General features: G+C 59.0%; 22 protein-coding genes. 7 read left to right on the top strand and 15 right to left on the bottom strand.

Going from position 1 to position 19,022, the window contains the following annotated elements; genetic code table 11:
- Window positions 1-90: 90 nt before the first annotated feature.
- Window positions 91-792 carry a cyclase family protein gene (locus ACZ5OO_RS06900; protein WP_464078091.1) on the bottom strand — a complete coding sequence of 234 codons (702 nt, stop codon included), beginning with the start codon at window positions 790-792 and terminating at the stop codon, window positions 91-93.
- A 101-nt stretch (window positions 793-893) separates the two neighbouring features.
- Here ACZ5OO_RS06900 and ACZ5OO_RS06895 point away from each other — a divergent pair, with 101 nt between their 5' ends.
- Window positions 894-2,417, top strand: a complete 1,524-nt coding sequence (locus ACZ5OO_RS06895) for a DUF2139 domain-containing protein (RefSeq protein ID WP_464078090.1) — start codon at window positions 894-896, stop codon at window positions 2,415-2,417.
- Here ACZ5OO_RS06895 and ACZ5OO_RS06890 read toward each other — a convergent pair.
- Window positions 2,411-3,100, bottom strand: coding sequence for a PHP domain-containing protein (locus ACZ5OO_RS06890; RefSeq protein WP_013266441.1), 690 nt, complete (start codon window positions 3,098-3,100; stop codon window positions 2,411-2,413). The two genes, ACZ5OO_RS06895 and ACZ5OO_RS06890, sit on opposite strands and share 7 nt — an antisense overlap.
- A gap of 112 nt (window positions 3,101-3,212) precedes the next feature.
- Window positions 3,213-3,701, bottom strand: coding sequence for an HIT domain-containing protein (locus ACZ5OO_RS06885; RefSeq protein WP_464078089.1), 489 nt, complete (start codon window positions 3,699-3,701; stop codon window positions 3,213-3,215).
- 59 nt (window positions 3,702-3,760) lie between these two features.
- Between ACZ5OO_RS06885 and ACZ5OO_RS06880 the strand changes: the two genes are divergently transcribed.
- A complete protein-coding gene (locus ACZ5OO_RS06880) occupies window positions 3,761-4,021 on the top strand; it encodes a DUF504 domain-containing protein (protein WP_464078088.1) in 261 nt (86 codons plus the stop codon).
- A complete protein-coding gene (locus ACZ5OO_RS06875; RefSeq protein ID WP_013266438.1) occupies window positions 4,018-5,364 on the top strand; it encodes a BUD32 family EKC/KEOPS complex subunit in 1,347 nt (448 codons plus the stop codon). The genes ACZ5OO_RS06880 and ACZ5OO_RS06875 overlap by 4 nt, the downstream gene beginning before the upstream one ends.
- Here ACZ5OO_RS06875 and ACZ5OO_RS06870 read toward each other — a convergent pair.
- The gene (locus ACZ5OO_RS06870) at window positions 5,354-6,298 is read right to left on the bottom strand and encodes a winged helix-turn-helix transcriptional regulator (protein WP_464078087.1); all 945 of its coding nucleotides are present in this window, start codon (window positions 6,296-6,298) and stop codon (window positions 5,354-5,356) included. The two genes, ACZ5OO_RS06875 and ACZ5OO_RS06870, sit on opposite strands and share 11 nt — an antisense overlap.
- Before the next feature lie 112 nt (window positions 6,299-6,410).
- Here ACZ5OO_RS06870 and ACZ5OO_RS06865 point away from each other — a divergent pair, with 112 nt between their 5' ends.
- Window positions 6,411-7,532, top strand: coding sequence for a tryptophan--tRNA ligase (locus tag ACZ5OO_RS06865; protein WP_464078086.1), 1,122 nt, complete (start codon window positions 6,411-6,413; stop codon window positions 7,530-7,532).
- A gap of 1 nt (window position 7,533) precedes the next feature.
- On the opposite strand, the gene ACZ5OO_RS06860 is transcribed toward ACZ5OO_RS06865, so the two are convergent.
- The 6 genes from ACZ5OO_RS06860 to ACZ5OO_RS06835 form a co-directional block, all read right to left on the bottom strand.
- The gene (locus ACZ5OO_RS06860) at window positions 7,534-7,983 is read right to left on the bottom strand and encodes a CopG family ribbon-helix-helix protein (protein ID WP_148217113.1); all 450 of its coding nucleotides are present in this window, start codon (window positions 7,981-7,983) and stop codon (window positions 7,534-7,536) included.
- On the bottom strand, window positions 7,973-8,383 hold the full coding sequence (locus ACZ5OO_RS06855; protein WP_464078085.1) for a metal-dependent transcriptional regulator: 411 nt from the start codon (window positions 8,381-8,383) through the stop codon (window positions 7,973-7,975). Before ACZ5OO_RS06855 ends, ACZ5OO_RS06860 begins: the two co-directional genes overlap by 11 nt.
- Window positions 8,384-8,472: 89 nt before the next feature.
- Complete coding sequence (locus ACZ5OO_RS06850; protein ID WP_013266433.1) at window positions 8,473-8,961, bottom strand: GNAT family N-acetyltransferase; 489 nt, start codon at window positions 8,959-8,961, stop codon at window positions 8,473-8,475.
- Between the two features lie 2 nt (window positions 8,962-8,963).
- Window positions 8,964-9,452 (bottom strand): GNAT family N-acetyltransferase, encoded by a 489-nt coding sequence (locus ACZ5OO_RS06845; RefSeq protein ID WP_464078084.1) that lies wholly within the window; start codon window positions 9,450-9,452, stop codon window positions 8,964-8,966.
- Window positions 9,449-10,804: an NAD(P)-dependent malic enzyme gene (locus ACZ5OO_RS06840; RefSeq protein ID WP_464078083.1), complete on the bottom strand. Its 1,356-nt coding sequence runs from the start codon at window positions 10,802-10,804 to the stop codon at window positions 9,449-9,451. Before ACZ5OO_RS06840 ends, ACZ5OO_RS06845 begins: the two co-directional genes overlap by 4 nt.
- A 129-nt stretch (window positions 10,805-10,933) precedes the next feature.
- Window positions 10,934-12,613 (bottom strand): long-chain fatty acid--CoA ligase, encoded by a 1,680-nt coding sequence (locus ACZ5OO_RS06835; protein ID WP_464078082.1) that lies wholly within the window; start codon window positions 12,611-12,613, stop codon window positions 10,934-10,936.
- Between the two features lie 163 nt (window positions 12,614-12,776).
- Between ACZ5OO_RS06835 and ACZ5OO_RS06830 the strand changes: the two genes are divergently transcribed.
- Entirely contained in the window at window positions 12,777-13,367 is a 591-nt protein-coding gene (locus ACZ5OO_RS06830; protein ID WP_464078081.1) for a hypothetical protein, read from the top strand.
- On the opposite strand, the gene ACZ5OO_RS06825 is transcribed toward ACZ5OO_RS06830, so the two are convergent.
- Both ACZ5OO_RS06825 and ACZ5OO_RS06820 read right to left on the bottom strand, forming a co-directional pair.
- Window positions 13,364-13,591: a UPF0147 family protein gene (locus ACZ5OO_RS06825; RefSeq protein WP_048812958.1), complete on the bottom strand. Its 228-nt coding sequence runs from the start codon at window positions 13,589-13,591 to the stop codon at window positions 13,364-13,366. The genes ACZ5OO_RS06830 and ACZ5OO_RS06825 overlap by 4 nt on opposite strands.
- A 144-nt stretch (window positions 13,592-13,735) precedes the next feature.
- Entirely contained in the window at window positions 13,736-14,593 is an 858-nt protein-coding gene (locus ACZ5OO_RS06820) for a DMT family transporter (RefSeq protein WP_048812750.1), read from the bottom strand.
- Between the two features lie 130 nt (window positions 14,594-14,723).
- Here ACZ5OO_RS06820 and ACZ5OO_RS06815 point away from each other — a divergent pair, with 130 nt between their 5' ends.
- Window positions 14,724-15,614, top strand: a complete 891-nt coding sequence (locus tag ACZ5OO_RS06815; RefSeq protein WP_464078080.1) for an MBL fold metallo-hydrolase — start codon at window positions 14,724-14,726, stop codon at window positions 15,612-15,614.
- On the opposite strand, the gene ACZ5OO_RS06810 is transcribed toward ACZ5OO_RS06815, so the two are convergent.
- Complete coding sequence (locus ACZ5OO_RS06810; protein WP_048812748.1) at window positions 15,611-16,360, bottom strand: helix-turn-helix domain-containing protein; 750 nt, start codon at window positions 16,358-16,360, stop codon at window positions 15,611-15,613. The two genes, ACZ5OO_RS06815 and ACZ5OO_RS06810, sit on opposite strands and share 4 nt — an antisense overlap.
- Before the next feature lie 49 nt (window positions 16,361-16,409).
- Between ACZ5OO_RS06810 and ACZ5OO_RS06805 the strand changes: the two genes are divergently transcribed.
- Entirely contained in the window at window positions 16,410-17,627 is a 1,218-nt protein-coding gene (locus ACZ5OO_RS06805; RefSeq protein ID WP_464078079.1) for an OFA family MFS transporter, read from the top strand.
- On the opposite strand, the gene ACZ5OO_RS06800 is transcribed toward ACZ5OO_RS06805, so the two are convergent.
- Both ACZ5OO_RS06800 and ACZ5OO_RS06795 read right to left on the bottom strand, forming a co-directional pair.
- Window positions 17,624-18,529, bottom strand: coding sequence for a mechanosensitive ion channel family protein (locus ACZ5OO_RS06800; protein WP_464078571.1), 906 nt, complete (start codon window positions 18,527-18,529; stop codon window positions 17,624-17,626). The two genes, ACZ5OO_RS06805 and ACZ5OO_RS06800, sit on opposite strands and share 4 nt — an antisense overlap.
- Window positions 18,530-18,664: 135 nt before the next feature.
- The gene (locus tag ACZ5OO_RS06795; protein ID WP_048812957.1) at window positions 18,665-19,012 is read right to left on the bottom strand and encodes a hypothetical protein; all 348 of its coding nucleotides are present in this window, start codon (window positions 19,010-19,012) and stop codon (window positions 18,665-18,667) included.
- Window positions 19,013-19,022: the final 10 nt, after the last annotated feature.

Here is a 19,022-nt window from a genome sequence, read left to right as displayed (position 1 = left end):
ATTGATATATAGATCTAATAGCTATACGCTAAGCTGTAGATGACCTAGGGCTTGCCCCTATGATAGGCTGTAGATCAGGGCTACTTGGCGCTAGCATATGGCAAGGACCCTCGCCATGGCCCCCTCGGCCCCGCGAACCTTAAGCGGCGCTATCACCAGCAGCGGGTCCCTGCAGCCCGCAAGCTCGCCCAGGTTGCATGCGCCCTCCACTATAATCACTCCCGAGGACAGCAGCCTGACGTGAACGTAGGCTGCGTCCTCCTCGCTCACTAGCGGGGGCCATGGGTATCCCTTAGCCCCAGCCCAGCCGGAGACGCTCATAGCCTCTGTCACGACCGCCCCAACCCCCACGCCTGCGAGGTAGTCAGCCGCGTCCCTGCTAAGGTAGGGCCAGGCGTGGAGGTAGTCCTCGGACCCCCTCAGCCCTGAGAAGCCAGTGTAGAGCGCGGCGGCCCTCCCCGCGTGCACCTTGCCCTCGAGGTCCCTTGACGTTATGGCCTCCTTAGGCCTCTTGTAGCTGAGGTCGACAAAGTCAACGGGCAGCACGAGCCTCTCGGGCGGTATCCTGTCCACGCTGAGGCCGCCAGGTATGAAGTGCAGCGGGGCGTCCACGTGGGTTCCGGAGTGGGAGCCCGCCTCAAGGCGCGACAGGGTGACCTCGCCCTCCCTGGAGCCCATGAGCACGAACTCGTGCCTGAAGGGCGGGTCCCCCGGATATGTCGGCATTCCGTTGTAGACCTCACACGTGAGGTCTATCACCCTCCCGGAGAAGCCGCGACTCAACGCGCTCACCAGGGCTATGTCACGGCAGGACTATAAAGACGCTGAGTAGACCCGCGTTGTGCCTGAGACCCGTTTTTACCCTGGGCGCACAGGCTCCCTGGGGCAGCGCCGTGGGTACAAATGAAATACTCGGAATGCTGCACGACCACCCGCCAAGCTACGCCCCCGAGTGGGGCAGCGGAGGCATATTTGGGCTGAAGTACTACAGGGGGGTGCTCTACTACACCCTGGCGTTTGACGCCATAGCCAACTTCGTCACCGACAGCGGCGTGGAGAGGTACAGGTTTGAGCAGGTAGGCCCCCTGCCGACCTCAGGGGGAGACACCTATAACGCCGTTGATGCCGTTGACGACAGCATATACTTCGGCGGCTGGGTCCACGCCCCCGCAGTTTACGAGGGCTCTGAGGCGTCACTGAGGGGCACCATATCCTTCGTCAACAAGTACAGCCACGTCCACTTCTATGACGTCGAGGACAGGAGGGTCTCGCTGCTGTGGAAGGAGGGGGCTGCCAGGAAGGACGAGTGGGCTGGCGAGGTCTCTGAGATCATCTACAACCCAGTTCAGGACGAGCTGCTCGTAGCCAGGGGGGACGGGACTATAAACCTGGGAGTCTACGGCATTGACCGCAGGACGGGCGAGCCAAGGAAGCTCTCAGAGAGGCCCGCCCTCAAGGGGGCGCTAGTCTATGAGTATGCCTGCTTTGACATACTTGAGCGTCAGATAAAGGACATACATGGCGTGCTGTTCACTAAGGCTGTCACAGGGATACAGTGCGTTAACCTCACCAACGGTAAGGTAACGTACACGAGCCTTGGCGACATAAGCAGGCGCTCAGTTGACGGCGCACCTGTAAGCTGGCCCCAGACGGGCCCGGCGGCCTCAGCCTACGGCAGGTTCTTCCTCTTCGTCAAGGGAGGGGCCTTCGTGGGCAACCCCATTGACGAGGGGACGGAGCTCGTCAGGTTCGTGAGGCTGTTTGACTTCGGCGACTCGGGCTACTTCTCAAGGAGGACGGTCGCCAAGCCAATAGGGGGAGGCGTCATGGTCGCGTTCAACGCCTACTCTGAGTCCCTCGTGAGGCCCACCAACCAGTTTGAGGAGATGGTTGCAAGGGCTACAAACACAATAGTGGGCCCCAGCGTGCTCCTCTACATAACCCCGCCCGTGGCAAGGATAGTGGGCGCCTATGGCGCCAGGATAACAAGCTTTGAGTCGGTGGGGGACAGGCTCGTCATAGGGGCCAACACCATGTCCAACACCTCCAGGTACAACGCCCTGCCCCTGGACATAGGCTACAGGGGGTTCATAATAGAGCCCATATCGGAGGTCCTGGAGAGGGGGCCGCCCGTCAGGTTCTCAGTGCCAGGGGCGCTGGTGAAGGACAAGGTCTTCGGCGGCATACCCTTAGCAGGCTACAGCAGGCCAAGGCTTGTCATAAGGGCTGGAAGGAGCAACAGGCTTCACGTGTATGAGTACGACTTCTCGCTGCCCGCCCAGGACGCCTACGAGGAGACCTATGACATAACTGGAGGCAAGAACGTCCTGGACCTCAGCGGCTTCGGCAGCTCAATACTTTCGTTCAGGCTCGAGGACCCAGACCCCAGGGCGAGGATAGTCATTGACCTTCAGTAGGCCCTTCCAAGCCTCCTGCCCACGCTCCACTCAACGGCCTCCCTCAGGGCCTTGAAGCCCATCCTGCCCTTCGTGGGCCTGCACATGCCCTTCTTTATGGCCTCTATTATCTGCTCGGCCGTGCAGCCCTCCGCGAAGACTACAGTGGGCGCTTCCCCAAGCTCAGATATCACGTGGGCGTCGCTGCCGCTTGTCATGGGGAGGCCCTTTGACCTGGCAAACCTCTCCGCGAGCCAGTTAAGAGGGGGCAGCCCCCTGGCGTTCCACACCTCCACGGCGTCGAACTCCGTGTAATGAGAGAACAGGTACCTGCCGACCCCCTTCCTGCCGGGCTGGAACGGGTGGGCAGCTATCATTATGCACCCCCTCTCGAGGCTCCACTTCCTCAGCTCAGGCGGCTCTATCCCCTTGGGCGGGTCCTCGTCAGGCAGCGAGGGGCAGAGGACCAGGACGTCGCCCCTTGAAGTCCTCACCTCGTTGGCAGGTATGATCGTTATGTCGAGGTCCAGCTCCTTGGCCGAGGCCTGGGCGAGGGCCGAGCCCCTGAACGTGTTGTGGTCCGAGAGCGCTACGGCGCTCAGCCCCAGCTGGGCGGCCCTTATTACGACCTCCTCAGGCGTCGGCTTGCCGTCGCTGGCCCTGCTGTGGGAGTGAAGCTCAGCCCTGCAGGCCAAAAAGCCCACCAGCGCTGAGGGGACTCCATCTGAATTAATAATCGTTAGGTTCTGACGTGTAAGTGTGATGAGCTCGGCATTGCTGAGCGCCCGCGATGAGGAGGGTCTTGAGTGCTGACCTTCACCTGCCGGGATTCTGCTCCTCCCTGACGTACTCCTCTATGTAGTTGATGACGCCGCTCATCATGTTAAGGACCTCGGCGGCCTCCGCCTCCGTCAGCCTGTGCCTCTGGGCCACCCTTGTTATGTTGGCCCCCTCGTCGCTGAATATGGGCGGGGGGCAGTCGGCCCACCTGGGTATTATGTGCACGTGGAAGTGGAACACCACCTGCCCGGCCTGGCTGCCGCTGTTAGTGACGATGTTAACGCCGGGCGCCTTGAGCTCCCTCTTGAGGTACTTCGCTATGGCCGCCGCCACGAGGAAGGCCCTTGACACCACGTCAGGCCTCACGTCCTCGACCGCGGTGAAGTGGTCCTTTGAGATCACCAGCATGTGGCCCCTACATATGGGGGACCTGTCCAGTATGACCATAACTTTGTCGTCGCTGTAGACAACGTATGCCTTGGACTCGCCCCTGGCTATCTTACAGAACGCGTCGTCCTCAGGCACAGGCTTACACCCACCTGAGCCTTATTAACGCGGAATAAACTCCTTTGGCACGGGTAGCTTTGACCAAGAGGAGAAGCGTGATAAGGCAGGTTATAAACAGGGCCCTGATGAGCGGCAGGCCTCAGGATTACATAATAGTCTACGTTGACAGGGACCCCCAGGCTGGCCAGAGGCTGGCGGAGCTCAACGCCTCGAGGATAGCCGCTGTGAGCGAGTGGGCCCTCACGCTTGACGACGGCGACACAGTTATACCGCTGCACAGGGTAGTCGAGGTGAGGGGGCCTAACGGGGAGGCCTGGAGGAGAGGACTAAAGTCTTGAGCTACGTAAAGGGTCCATCATACGCTATAAGGGTTGTTGAGGGCCTTGCGACACCCAAGGTAAACGGCAGGGAAGTTACCGTCGGGGCAGAGCTGCTCAGGCTTGACGCTAGCCTGGGAGTGATGGGCGAGTCCCTGGCCTCCCTGCTCCTTCCGGCGGTGGACTACAGCAGCGACCTTGCCAGCATAGTTAAGTCCTACAGGACAAGGGTAGTGGTGGAGGAGGCCTCGGAGGCCATAACCAGGCTCGGGCCCCTGGCTGGCCTGGCCAAGGTGCCTCCCTACTTCTTCCCGATAGCCAGGATGTCGAAGCTCTCGTGGCTGTACTCGTGCATATTCAATGAGTCCACCCGCAACGTTGACCTGTTGGGAGAGATCTACAGCGACTACGCTAAGCTCGTGGGTGACCTGACGCCCGAGGGCTACGTTAAGCTCAGCGAGTCCAAGGTCAAGGGCTCAGTGGCCTCGCTGATATCTGGCATTGTAAAGAGCGTGGCCGCGGGCATAAGCGTGGCCGGCGCCTACATGTCCTTCTTCATGAGGTCCTCTGAGTGCCCTCCCAACGTCCTCCTCGAGGACCCCTACAGGACCGTGGTGATCCCCGAGGGCATTCTCTTCAGCTCGTGCAGGTGGACCTCTCACCCGGTTGAGCTGGAGATGGAGAGGGCCACGTGCAGGAGGTCATCGCTGCTCTACTCCTCGCTCCTCTGCGAGGACGGCAACTCAAGGGCTGTCATTAAGGACTACGGCTATGGCACCTTTAAGTGGCTCTTCGCCGGGGTCGTGTCAATAACGGCGTACCCCTTCATCCAGACGCCCTCTGGCAGGGCCTCAAACGAGTACCGCAGGCTACTGGAGCTCAGGCAGTACGTCAGGACGCCCAGGGTGCTGGCCCTCTGCATAAACCCCATGGAGGCCTCCATGGTAAGGGACTATGTGGACGGCAGCGACGTGCTGAGAAGCAGGGACCCGGCCCACTGGCAGGAGGCCGGCAGGGTGCTCGCCACAGTCCATAGGTCTGGCTACGCGCTCGGCGACCCGAATCCGAGCAACGTGGTAATTGGCAGGGATGGGGCATGGCTCATAGACGTCGAGCAGGCCGGCAAGTTCACGCCCCAGAGGGGGGCCTGGGACCTGGCGGTGTTCTTCTACTACTCAAGGTTCTTCGGCGCCCCCCTGGACCTGGTCAAGGAGTCCCTCAGGAGCTACGCCAGCAGCCTTGAGCCGTCCCTGTGGAAGAAGGTGAGGGGACAGCTCTTCAGCGCAAGGCTGGCGCCGTTCCTGGCCAGCCTGCCGTTGCTCTTCTTTGAGCTGAGGTCAGCCGTCGAGTCCATTAAGCCCTGACGGCCTCGTTGACGGCCGAGCTCGGGAGGGCCACGGACCTCATGTAGGGCAGCAGCCTCCTGAGCACCTCCCTGTCGGGCCTCTCAAGGAAGCTGTAGCTCCTGACGGACTCGCTGACGAGCTCATATGGCATCCTGACCAGGTTGGCGTAGGCCTGTAGGTCGGCCTCCCTCACCTCAGAGACTGCCTCCTCCATAGCCTTGGCTATCCTGTCGTACTCGCCCTCAAGCGAGCTGTTGGCCCCCAGGAGGCAGCAGGTCTCGAGGTCGCACTGCTCCACCTTAAGTCCCCTTCTCTCAGCAATAGATAGGTAGGGCTCCCAGATGACGGCCTCCCTCACCTGTCCCCTGAGCGCCATGTCAAGTATGCTGTCGCCGCTATTAGCGTAAACCCTTGGGGGCTCAAGCCTGCTGACCTCGGCGCAGAGCTCCATAGAGGACATCCTTGACGTGGCGTGGCCGAGCTCCCCCCTGCCCGTGACTATCCCTGCCCCTCCCTGGCTCCCCCCGCCAACTATGTGAACGGAGCCGGCCGTGAGCCTGTTGAGGGTTACCAGAGTTATGGCAGGGGCCATGGCTAGCTGTATCCTGCCCGCCGCCAAATCCATGGCCTCCTGAAGCGCGTCATCATAGACTTTTACTGTGACCGAGCCGTACCTCTCCGAGAGCTTCTTGACGAGCCTCATTATGTACGGGTACTCGCTCGCCCTCACTATGCCTATTACAGCGGGCGCCTTGGCCCTCGAGCCCCCGGGGCTTATTATTATCACCCCTCCCTCGTCCCTGACCCTTATCAGCCCGAGGGACTCGAGCTTCCTGACCCTCTTGAGCACCATGCTCTTGCTCCAGCCCAACGTCCTCGAGAGCTCCGAGAGCGTCAGCGGTCCGTAGTCGGCTATCGCCCTCATGACGTCAGTGTCCACCTGATCCAGCAAGGCACTCCCTAAAGCACAGCTGTTCTTCAACTCTTAAATAACTTAATAACCTCTTAATATAACGCGGCTTAGGCTTAATACTTCAGCTGAGGCGCGGGAGGAAGGAGAGCTCATGAGCAGCGAGGAGAGGATAGACCCCTGGGGAAGGCCTGACATAAAGGACTACAGGAGGCTGTACGAGGTCTTCGGCATAAGGCCCTTCTCTGAGATACTTGAGAAGCTTAAGTCCATGGGGGTGGAGCCCAGCGCCTTCATGAGGAGGGGGATAATATTCGGACACAGGGACATGGACGTCGTGCTCAACGCCTGGGCCTCGGGCGAGCCAGTGGCGGTGGTGACGGGCTTCATGCCGAGCGGACAGTTCCACTTCGGCCACATGCTCACGGGCCTTCAGCTCGTGTTCTACCAAAGGCTCGGCTTCAGGGTGTTCGTCTGCATGGCTGACGCCGAGGCCTACGCCGTGAGGAGGGTGAGCAGGGAGGAGGCCATTAAGAGCGCCCTGGAGGAGTTCATACCTAACCTCCTCGCCCTGGGCCTTGACCCGCAGAGGACCGAGTTCTACTTCCAGACAGGCAGGGAGGGGCCCTACCACGAGCTTATCCAGCTCTTCAGCGCTAAGGTGACCTTTAATGAGATGGAGGCCATATACGGCGACCTGAGCCCAGCCAAGGTGATGAGCGCCCTCACCCAGGCGGCGGACATACTTCACCCAATGCTGAAGGAGTACGGCGGCTACAAGTACGTCGTAGTTCCAGTGGGCGCCGACCAGGACCCCCACATAAGGCTCTCCAGGGACATAGCTACCAGGATGAAGGGCGAGATAGAGCTCACGCCGCCGGCGGCGACCTACCACAAGCTGATAAGGGGCCTCGACGGCGGTAAGATGAGCAAGAGCAGGCCTGAGGCCACGATTTTCCTGACCGAGCCCATAGGGGAGGCCGTGAGGAAGTTCAAGGCGTCCCTCACAGGGGGACGCAACACGGCCGAGGAGCAGAGGAGGCTTGGCGGGGAGCCCGACAAGTGCCCCGTCTTTGACCAGTACCTCTACTACCTTGTCCCTGACGACTCAGAGCTCTCCTCAATAGAGTCCAGGTGCAGGGGAGGGGCCCTGCTCTGCGGCCAGTGCAAGGCAATGGGCGCCGAGAAGCTGGCCAAGTTCCTTGAGGCCCACCAGCGCTCCCTTGAGGCCTACAGGGACAAGGCGCAGTCCCTCGTGGAGCTGCCAAAGTATTAACTTAGAGGGTCACCCTTTCCTCCCCTTTCCTCGTCGGTTGGGCCGCGCTCTCCGGCATTGAGAAGTAGGACTCCAGGGAGAGGCTCGGGAGGAACCTGACCCCGCACCCCGCCGCGAGCAGCTTGCCGTGGAGCTCTGATATCCTTTGGGAGGGCCCTGAGAGCATCAGGACCTCAAAGCACTTGCCGTTCCTGTGCGCGTGTATGTAGGTCTCAGCTATGTCCGAGTACTGCTCTATTATGTCTTCGCTTCCCCTGCTCTCAGGGCACAGCGCAACCATAACTCCATCGCAGTCGTGTGGAACCAAGTAATGTATGTAGTCGCTCAGCATGTTCCTGAGCGCCTGCTCCACGAGCTCGCTCCTGCTCACGTTAACCTTGGCTGCCAAGAGGTCCAGCTCCCTGCTCAGGTCATCAGGAAGGCTTACCCCAAACCTCACCTTATTGCCCATGGCCGCCACCTGAGCACCTCTTCACAAAGTCGCTAAGCTTCTCGACGGCCTCGTCGCTCATAGCGTGCTCAAGCATGCACGCCAGCCTCTCGGACTCCGCCTCACTTATGCCCATGGTAATCAGGGCGGACCTTATCTGCATCTCCCTCCTCACTATGGGCTCTGCCACCGAGGCCCCGCTTTCCGTCAGCTTCACCCCCCTGTACGGTATGTAGTCAATGTAGCCGAGGGCCGCGAGCTTCCTGAATGCCTCGGTGACGCTGGCAGGGGTCATCCCCAGGTCTGCAGCGACGTCCGTAGTGCGAACCCACGAGTTGAGGCCCCCGCGCTTGTAAATGGCCGTCAGGTACTCCTGCAGGCTGGGTGATATGGGCCTGCTGCCGGTGTACGTCACAAGCACCCTTAGCTTTAGCTTGCCAGAAGGGTAAAAAGAGTTAGTAGGTAGCCCTTGAGGGACGCAGGCCATCAGGTAGGCGTCAGTAATACAGCTCAAATGCTGCAAGGCTTGTAAAGCTCCTTGTTGAGTTCCGTGAATCCGAGCCTCGTGTAGAAGCTGTCGGCTATTGAGTTGCCTGCTGGGTAAATAGCCGTCACTATCCCTGCCCCCCTCTTCCGTGCCTCCTCGAACGTCTTGTCTATCAGCATCTTGCCAAGACTCTTCCTCCTGTACTGAGGCCTGATGTAAAAGTCCGTTATCTGGGCCTTAAGCCTTGGCTCGTAGAAGAGCCTGTCCTCTATGACAAACCTTATGATCCCCGCTATCACCTTGTTCGACGTGTCCTCAGCGACAAGCACCACCGTGTTCTCATCCTTAAGCGACCTTGCAAGGTACTCCTTGACCACGTCATATATGTTGGGAACCACCTTGAAGTGCGGGTCCAGCTCCTCGTTGAGCCCCTTTAGCCTTACCACGAGCTCGGCTACCTGATCTATGTCGGCCTCTGTCATGTTCCTTATCACTATGTTCTCTATCGACATGCTCACACCTCCTTCACGTACCTGACCAGGTACGGCCTGAACCCCATCTTAGCGTAGAGGTCCTCAGCTATTTTATTTCCAGCTGGGAACTCAACCGTCACTAGCGACGCCCCCTGCTTCCTGGCCTCGTCCCTGGCCCTATTCACCAGGAGGGTCGCCACGCCCTGCCTCCTCTGCTCCGGCTTAACGTAGAGCTCCTTGATCACCAGCTGCCTACCATTTATCAGTAGGTCGTTCTCCTCAACGTAGGCCACGAGGTACCCTATGACCTCGAGTCCTTGGACGGCCACCAGGACAAGCGACCCCTGGTCCTCAACAAGCTTGTTGGCACGATCATTAGCTAGCTCCCTGAGGTTATTTACTGCCGCCCAGCTGGGGTCAAACTCAGCGTTGAACGAGTAGAACCTGTAGATGAGCTCCGAGAGCTGCTTCACGTCCTCCTTGATCGCCCTCCTTATGTTTATGCCTGTCTCCGCGTACAAGCAGCTCACCCCTGATAGTCAACAGGGGGCTTAGGTATAATGCCGTTGCCCCAGAGCAGCTGGATCTTCTGCCTCACGGTCCCTATTATCTCGGTCGCCCTCTCCAGCTCCTCCCTGTAAGTGGTAGTCCTCCTGGCGACCCCCTCCTCCACAGCCTTAACCGCAACTGCAGCGGCGACCCTCGGGTAGACCTCCCACTCCTCCATGGTGGGCAGTATCCTGTCCTCGCCTATGCCCCCCCTCTCCTCGGCGAACTTGGCGAGCTCCACCGCGGCCGCTATGGCCATGGTGTCGGTTATTGTCCTGGCCCTCACGTCCAGCACCCCCCTGAAGACCGCCGGGAAGACGAGGCTGTTGTTGACCTGGTTAGGGAAGTCGCTCCTTCCCGTGGCCACCACCCTGGCCCCGGCCCTCCTGGCCTCCGATGGCCATATCTCGGGCACCGGGTTCGCCAGGGCGAACACAACGGCGTCCCTGTTCATCCTCGAGACCCACTCGGGCCTTATGACCCCTGGGCCCGGCACTGAGGCGGCTATTACGACGTCCGCCCCATCGAAGGCCTTCTCGATAGGCGAATTAGGTGGGAGCCCTCCTCCGCCGGTCTCTATGGCTATCTGGTACTGGTATGGATCTGTGAGCATGAGCTTGTCTATGTCCTTCATCTCAGGGTGGAGGACACCCTTTGTAGTAACCGCGACCACGTTGTGCATATTATGCCCCAGGGCCTTCAGCAGCCTGTAGAAGGCCACGTTGCTTGCCCCAGCCCCAAAGAGCACTATCCTGACGTCCTGGAGCTTCTTGCCAACAACCTTAAGCGCGTTGATGAGGCCTGCGAGCACGGCAGTCGCTGTCCCCTGCTGGTCGTCGTGCCATACCGGTATCTGGAGCTTCGACCTGGCCTCGTCCAGTATGGTGAAGCACTTGGGCTTCTCTATGTCCTCAAGGTTTATGCCGCCGAAGGAGGGCTCTATGAGCTGAAGGAGCTCCACGAACTTGGCCGCGTCCCTGGCCCTGTGCACTATGGGCACGGCGTCGACGCCCCCCAGGTACTTGAAGAGCAGCGCCTTGCCCTCCATCACCGGGTAGGCGGCCTCGGGGCCAACCTTGCCGAGGCCCAGAACCCTGGTGCCGTCGCTCACGACGGCTATCGTGTTCCACCTGGAGGTGAGCTCGAAGGAGAGGTCTGGGTCCGAGCTTATGAGCCTGCTGGGCTGGGCGACGCCTGGGGTGTACCATATGGCAAAGTCCTTCAGCCTCCTTACTGGCACCTTCGGCAGAACCTCTATCTTGCCGCCGTAGAACCTGTGGAGCTCCGTGCTCAGCTTATACCACTCCTCTGTGCCCTCTTCCTCCTCTGCCAAGAGCGCACACCTGCAGGTATCCACCTGCGCTCAGAAATATTAAAGGGCCTCCTATTCATACATAAGGAAGATCTTGAAATGTAGTCACGACTTCGCTCCCTTCTGGCCTAACTTCCGAGGACTCGCCATTTACTTTGCTAAAACGTCGCTGTACTGGGCGCGGAGCACCTTCTTGTCGGCTTTACCAGTGCTTGTCAGGGGCAGGCTCTGGACCTCTATTACCTTGTCGGGAAGCCACCACTTTGGTATAGCTCCCCTGTTAACGAAGTTCTCCGTGAGGAACCTGTTTATTTCCTCTGTGGTAAGCTTGCCCTCCCAGCCCCTCCTTGGAACCACCAGGGCGACAGGCCTCTCGCCCCACTTGGGGTGCTTGGCGCCTATAACTGTGACCATCAGAATGCCCGGGTGCTGGCTTATTGCGTCCTCAAGCCTTAGGCTGCTTATCCACTCGCCCCCGCTCTTTATCACGTCCTTCTCCCTGTCCATGATCAGTATGCTGCCGTCGGGGTACCACACCGCCAGGTCGCCTGTGTGGAACCAGCCTCCCCTCCACGCGGCCTCCGTCTTCTCAGGGTCCTTGTAGTACTCGTAGGTGACCCATGGAGCCCTGACGACCACCTCTCCAAGAGTCTTGCCGTCCTTCGGCACAGGCTTCCCGTCCTGGTCGACGACCGCTATGTCCACGAAGAATATTGGGTAGCCAGTCCTTAACTTTATGTAGAAGAGCTCCCTGTCGCTCAGCTTATCCTGAAGCCTTGAGGGCGGGAGCGCCAGCGTAAGCACGGGGGCCGTCTCCGTGAGGCCATAGCCCACGAAGACCTTCATGCCCCTCCTCTCAGCCATAAGGGCCAGCCCCTCGGGCAGCGCCGAGCCGCCGTTTATGAATATGACCCCGCTCAGGTCGTACTTCTCGCTCTCCGGATCGGTCAGGAGCATGTAGAGGATGGTCGGCACGCCAGCGAAGTAGGTGACCTTCTCCTGCTTTATGAGTTCAAGGTAGGCCTTTGAGTCAAACCTCCCTGGGAGCACGGTCTTCTGCCCTGACATTATTGATGAGAACGGGAAGCCCCAGGCATACACGTGGTACATGGGCACAACTATCATGCTCACGTCCCTGCTGGTTATCTGTATTCCCTTGGGACCTGCCCCGAACCCAGCGACTGATGACAGTATTGAGAAGGCGTGCAGAACCACCTGCCTGTGGCTGTGGTACACCCCCTTGGGGAGGCCCGTGGTGCCGCTGGTGTAGAACATGAATGCCGGCCTCCTCTCGTTGAGGGCTTGGAACTCGAACCTGCCGCCGCGCTCCTTAAGTAGGTCCTCGTAGTGGTAGGCCTGAACCCCTCCTACCTTGCTGGGCACGGAGTCCGCGTCAACAACTATCACGTGCTTTATGCTCTTGACGTTCGGCACCACCGCCTCCGCCAGCTGGAGGAAGTCAGCGTTAACAATCAGGACAGAGTCCTCGGCCTGGTTCATCGTATAGACTATCTCCTGGGGCGCAAGCCTTACGTTGACCGGGTGAAGCACGGCGCCCATCATTGGAACCGCGTAGTACTCCTCAAGGTGCCAGTGCGTGTTCCAGTCCATCGTGGCGACCCTGTCGAGCCCCTTGACGCCCAGCGACGACAGGGCCGACGCCAGCCTCTCAACGCGGTCAGCAAAGTCCGAGTAAGTGTACCTGAAGACCCCCCTCCTCGTCCTGTAGACTATCTCCTGGTCAGGGAACAGGTACCTGGCCCTCTCGTATATCCTTGTTATAGTCAGCTCCGAGCCTGGCCTGTCTGGGACCTCCTCAGGTAGGGACACAGGTGTGTACACCTCTCTTTTCCTTCTGAAGGAAGTTTACGATAAGGAAAATATAAGAGGATTATTCGTAAAAACTACTTAAATAAGCCACCTTGGGCCCCTTTAAATAGGACCTAAGACGGCGTCAGCTAGGGAGGTCCTCAGGGACAGCGGTTACGCTCTGGTGCTCAGCGAGGGACCCTACGACCTCCTCTGGCGCCCTGGCGGCAGGGCCGCCTGCGTGGCCCTAGTGGAGGACTGGCCCATGGTGACCCTCAGCGTCGCCTCTGGAAGGCCGTCCATAACTGACCCGCTGGGCCTCCTTAAGGATGCTGGGGAGACCACAGCCAAGGTGAGGAGGCCAGGTGACCTAAGGGTAATAGGGGAGGCCACGCTGGCTGACGGGGACGTCGAGTCCCTCAGGGCCCCAGTCAGGGGCTGGGCCCTCGTTGACGTGCTTGACCTAGAGGAGGCTGTAGCGTGGATCGCCAGGCTGGTGGCATCAGCGAAGCCAACGTTTATCTACCTGGTCAGGGGGTTCACGTCGCCTGCCTCAGTTGAGGCCTCGTCCCTCATTGTTAACGCGGGGCTCCCGCTGATAGTGCCGGGGCTCAAGGGTGCTAAGGAAATCTCATCGCTCTGGAGAAGGGGGCCCAGGGTTATAGTGGGTCTCAACAAACAAATAAGCGAAGACAAAAAGTGGGCGTTGGAGGAAGGCCTTGAGGAGCCACGCCTCATGGACATCATGCTGGGCCTCTCAGGACTCGGATGTTAATCCCTTATGGTCTCCAGTGTGGTGAGAACCTGCCATATCTTAGTCCTAGCGTGGAGGGGCATGTTGGGGTCCTGACTTATCTCGTCAAGGGCCCCCACCGCGTTGGCTGCCCTCACGGCAGGCGACAGCTTGGTGTCCCTTAGGTAGGTCAGCGCCGTGGCGGCGGCCCTCCTTATGTTTCTTGGAACGCCCGCGTCGTTTACTATTGTGGTCAGAATGGTCATGGCAAGCCTAATCTTCTCCTCAGTACTTACCTGTGCGGCTGACACGCTGGCTCACCCCGCTTCTCTGTTAGCTGTGTTCTTAAAAGTTATAAGGAGTTTATGGAATCTCCGCCCTGCCCACTAAGTACGGAACTCTGCGGCGTATTAACCCTGAGGCACCACGGCAAGCCCTATGCCTGCAAGAGTGACTGCCATATATACATACTGTATGAAAAGTATGCTTTGACCAAGTATTAGGTAAGCCAGGACCGCGGAGCCCACGGGCTCAGCCATCATTGCTATGGTGGACGCTATGAAGTTCCTCCTACCTATAAGGTAGTTCATCACCGTGTGGCCGCCCATCATTGGGACAAGGGCCAGGCCCAGAAAGCACAGCCACGTTTTAACGCTATAGTAAAGCAGGTTGTAGCCCAGGGCCAGCGACGCCGCGGCGCTGAAGGCTGCGGCCGGCGCATATATTGCTGTGACGTAGCTGAAGGTGTCAAGCCTCGTTCTCATCGACTTCCCGACGCTGAGGTAGAGGACCATTGCAGCCATGCCTCCCAGGCTCAGCAGCACGCCAATCGCAAAACTGTCCCCGGGGTCCGAGAGCGACAGGAGGGCGACGCCCACCATGGCTATTGCCGAGCCCAGAACCTCGAGGGGCCTGTACTTCTCCTTGAAGAAGGCAAGCCCAACCACTATAAGGACTGCTGGGTAGGAGTCCACTAGGGTCACGCTGACGGCCACGCTTATGTAGCGCAGGCTCGTCATCCACAGGTCGAAGTGCATTGCAAGGAAGAGGCCCCCAGCTAAGGCTATCATCAAGTCCCTCCTGGAGAGCTTCAGCAGGGAACTTATGGAGCCCCTGGCCCACGCCAAGATCGCTACAATTGCAGATGATATTATTAGCCTCCAAGTGGCTGCCACGGGCCCCGGCGCGCCGCTAAGCACGACTAGAATGGCAGCTGACGAGAAGCTGACAGCCATCACTGCCATTAGGGCGTAGTCGGCTACGCGCAAAGTCCTTCCAGGGGACCCCTGGGGTGCAAGGGATAAAACGCGCCAGCTGACCAATACATATAGCCTGTTATTATGATTCTGGCACCTTACTCACAGCTTTAACCCAGCGCTTCGTCCAAAACTGAGGTGATTGGAACTGACGGAAGTGAAAGTTATCGACGTTAGCCCGGGGGAGCTCAGGGGCTACATCTCGTCCTTCGTGATAGTAGATGAGAAGGTGGCCGTGGTGGACCCGGGCCCTGAGAGCGCCTACGACAAGCTCAGGTCTGGCCTTGAGGCCCTCGGCGTAAAGCCTGACCTGATAGTGGTGACGCACGTGCACCTCGACCACGCGGGGTCGGCCGCCCACCTGCTGAAGGACTTCCCCTCAGCTATAGTCTTCTCGCACCCCAGGGGTGTGCCCCACATAGTGGACCCCTCAAAGCTTTACGACGCCTCCTTCAAGGTGGCCCCAATACTGCCGCGCACCTACGGTAAGCCCCTCGCAGCGAGCCCTGAGAGGGTCTTTCCGGCCGAGGACGGGAAGGTCCTGGAGCTTGGCAGCTCGAGGGTAAGGGTTATACACACCCCGGGACACGCCAGTCACCACATGAGCTTACTGCTGGAGCCTGACGGCATAATCTTCACCGGGGACTCGGCAGGCGTCATATTTACAGTGAAGGGGCACGAGGTAATGTTGCCCACCACGCCGCCGCCCTTCAAGCCGATGATGTACGTCGAAAGCATAGATAAGATGGTGTCACTGAAACCAAGGAGTATAGCGCCAACCCACTTCGGGATTCATGGGGACGCCATGGCATGGCTTGAGAGGGCGAAGTCCCAGGTGACCCTCTGGCTCAAGCTCATCAAGGGGTCCAGCGATCACAGCTACGGCGTCCTGGAGGACCTGCTGGCCAAGAACGATGATTACGTGAGGTCGCTGCTCTCGGACGGCGAGGAGTTCATGATAAAGGGGTTCCTTGAGAACACCATTGACGGCCTCGTGGACGCGGTAAAGAGAGGGGAGCCCCTGCCCGCCTAATGTGAGATGAACTCGCTGAGCCTCCTGTACATGGCCTCTGAGAAGTCCTTATCAACTACCACCACTGCAACGGCGTCGTTGCCGTGGGGAAGCCCTATTATGACGGCGTTACACGACACCATGAGGTCTATAAAAGCTGCCTCCGACTCCACGAACTCTATGCCGAGCCTCTTGAACTCGTCGGCCAACTGTCCGTACCTTTCAAGCGATCCCTTGGGCACTATTACAAGCGCTCCTGACGGCAAGGAGGCCACGAGCTTCCTCAGCTCTGGGAGCAGCTCGGCAAGCCTGTCAAAAACCTTGAACGCCATAAATATGGGCCTTGAGCTGCAGGAGCTGCCATAGGACATGGCTGCGCCGAAGACGTTGTTCAGTCCCCTCACCAGGCTCACCCTGGCCCCCTCCTTAATGCTGGCCCCGTAGGTTCTCGAGAGCATGTCCCCGAGCTCCCTCAGCCTGTTGGCCTTCTCAAGGCTCTTCATTATCTCGCTCTCAGCTATGGCATTTATGGCCTGCCTCGGCTCAATGGGCTGATAGACCCCGTCAAACTCCGTCACTAAGCCCATGGACTCGAGGCTCCTGAGCACGTCGTAAATCCTCTGGGAGGGGACGGAGGACTCCTTGGCTATGTCCTGAGGCTTTGCCTTTCCAAGCTTCAGGAGGGCCAGGTAGGCCGCCGCCTCATACTTGTTGACTCCCAGCAGGCTCCTGATGGTGGTCTCAAGTTCATTCACGTCACTGCTCAACCCTACTTCCCGCGCGTTGTAAGTAACTTATGCATCTTTTAATGCTTAAATGTCTGATACCGAACAGAGGGCCCACCTGCGCGCCCCGCGGGTGCTTAACGATAAAACACTCAAAGGGCTAGAGAAAAGGGTCAGCCAGCGAGGTGCCCTAAAGACGGGAAGGAGCGGGCTCCTGGCCATGAGCTTCATAGTGATGGCCTTTAACTCTCTTTACCAGTACTCCTGGAGCGTCCTCAGCCCGCTGATAGCCTCAGGGCTTCACATAAACTTCCTTAAGGTCAGCGTGGCCTTCACTCTCTTTGCAATATTCTCGACAGCTTCACAGCTGGCAGTGAGCCCACTCGTGGACAGGAGGGGGCCAAGGCTCATAGCGCCCCTCGCCTCGCTGCTCTCAGCCATGGGCTTCCTGGGCACGGCCTTCTCTACTTCCCTGATAGAGTTTTACGCCTTCTGGAGCGCTGGGAGCGTGGGCGAGGGGGTACTTTACGGCATAGCCTCAAACGCCGCTGTGAAGTGGTTCCCTGACAGGAGGGGCCTGGCCACGGGGCTCGTGAGCCTTGGCTTCGGCCTTGGGGCCGCGGTGGCTAACCCATTCATAGGCCTCTCGAGGAGCTTCAGGGAGGCGAGCCTAACCATAGGGGTCGTGGAGCTGGCGGCGCTTACGGTCATCTCATCGCTCATAGAGTATCCAAGGGGGCTCAGGGGAGTCGACCTTACAACGACTGTCAGGTCGCCCAGCTGGTGGCTGCTTTACGTTACCTTCGTCCTCTCCCTGGTTCCGCTGGTGTCCTTCTCAAGCTCGCTGGGGAGGCTGACGGACCTCAAGGGGTACCTCTTTGGCGTGGCCGCCTCCCTCTTCCCCCTGTCAAGCGGCCTTGGAAGGCCCGCGCTTGGCGCCTTATCTGATAAGCTGGGAAGGCCCAGGACCATATTGGCGTCACTCCTCATAATAGCCTTCTCCTCGGCCCTGGCACTTTATGGCCCTGCGCTCGCCAAGGTAGTCGCGGTATCCCTCGTAGGCTTCTTCAACGGCGCCCAGATACCGCTGTTCTTCAGCATTGTCGGCGACCTCTACGGCGAGGCCTTCTCAACGTCAAATAACGCCGCTATGTACACCGGTAAGGCGTTCAGCGGCCTCTTGGGCGGCGTCGTGATAGCCGCGCTTATAGAAGGCGGCTACGGCGCTGGGGCCCTTGTCGTAGGCTCGCCCCTGTTGGCCTCGGCGTTAATGTTAGCCGCCGTGGAGGCCAGGAGGAGGGGACGCTAAGGCTGGCCAGCCTGCTTAGCCCTCTTCTGCTCCTCCTGAATCGCCTTGACGGTCTTCATCACTGTTATCAGGATGTTGTGCCGCGCCTCGTCCTCAAACATGGTCTTGCACCTGGCATCTATTGCTATAACGTAGGTGCTCTGGCTGGTCTCTATGACCCTTATTGTTGGCACATCGGCTACTATAGGGAGCGATGAAAGCTCCTTCTTGAGCCTCTCTATGACCGTCTCAGGGTCAAGGTCCTTGGGGACCTCGTAGCGGGTCCTGACCCTCCTGACCTCGTTGTCCGAGTGCACAAATATTGCCGCTTGGGCCATGACGCTGTTCGGCACCTTTACCGGGACGTTGTCGTCTGAGAGTATAACCGTGTACATCAGGTTTATCTCCTGCACAACTCCAGTATAGCCAGGTATCAGGTAGTCTGTTGAGAAGAACTTGGGTGGGTAGGAGGGCACTATGAGGCCATACTGCCATGTGCTGAACGTTATCCTGTCGCCTACCTTGAAGGGCCTTGTAAGTATTATTACGATGCCTCCAAATATGTTAGAGAGGACGAACTGCGAGGCAAGTCCTACCACCAGCCCCGCAAAGCCGCCAGCCGCCAGGGCCTCTGTTACCCCCACCCTTATTATTGCCAGGAACACCACGAACGCTATCACGTAGCCGCTGAGCCTCACTATGAAGGCCACGGAGGAGGCGTTGGCGGGGCCCACCGTCGAGGCGAGCCTGTTCCTAAGGGCTATTGCAATTAGCTGCGTCACGGTCACTGAAGCTATGAGCCAAAGCACGCCATAGACGTAGTCTTCGAACCCGGTCGGTATGAGTTTCAGCTTTATAAGCACGTAGCCCACAAGTATTACTATAACTACCACTAAGGCTGACAGCAAAAGGAAGTACAGCATGCTGTGGCCAGGACGCCGCGGCATTGCATTATAAGTGCTGCTTACAGCCATCTTGCACCCAAGGGACCTCACCACAGGCAGAGGTCCCTTAAATCTTGTTAGCCAGGCTCATGGTAAGCTAGAGGCTATTTTAGTTTAGATATCGTGAGTTCCCTCCTGCCTCATGGCCTTGTAGATCGTTGACGCCAGCTTCCTTCCCGCCTTGGTTAAGTCGTAGTAGACGCCGTTTGGCTTGTGGCCCATCTCCCTGGACTTGAACTTAAGCCACGGCTTGACTGAGGAGGTCACTTCCCTCTTAAGTTGTCCCTTGAACCTGGTTAGGTACCCCTTAGCCTCCAGGTCGTTGCAAGCCTGCTCTATCTCGTCCTCGCTGTACTTAGGGGCCCACCCGCTGGCCCCCATGAGCCTCCTGGCCATGTACCACGGGCTGTCAGGCCCGTACTTGTATATGTGCGCCAGGATTAGCTTCTCCAGCTCCGTCAGAGGGGCCTCA

Source organism: Acidilobus aceticus, assembly GCF_055392325.1.
Note: the sequence above shows the minus strand (reverse complement) of the source record. Positions and strands in the feature narration are given on the sequence as shown.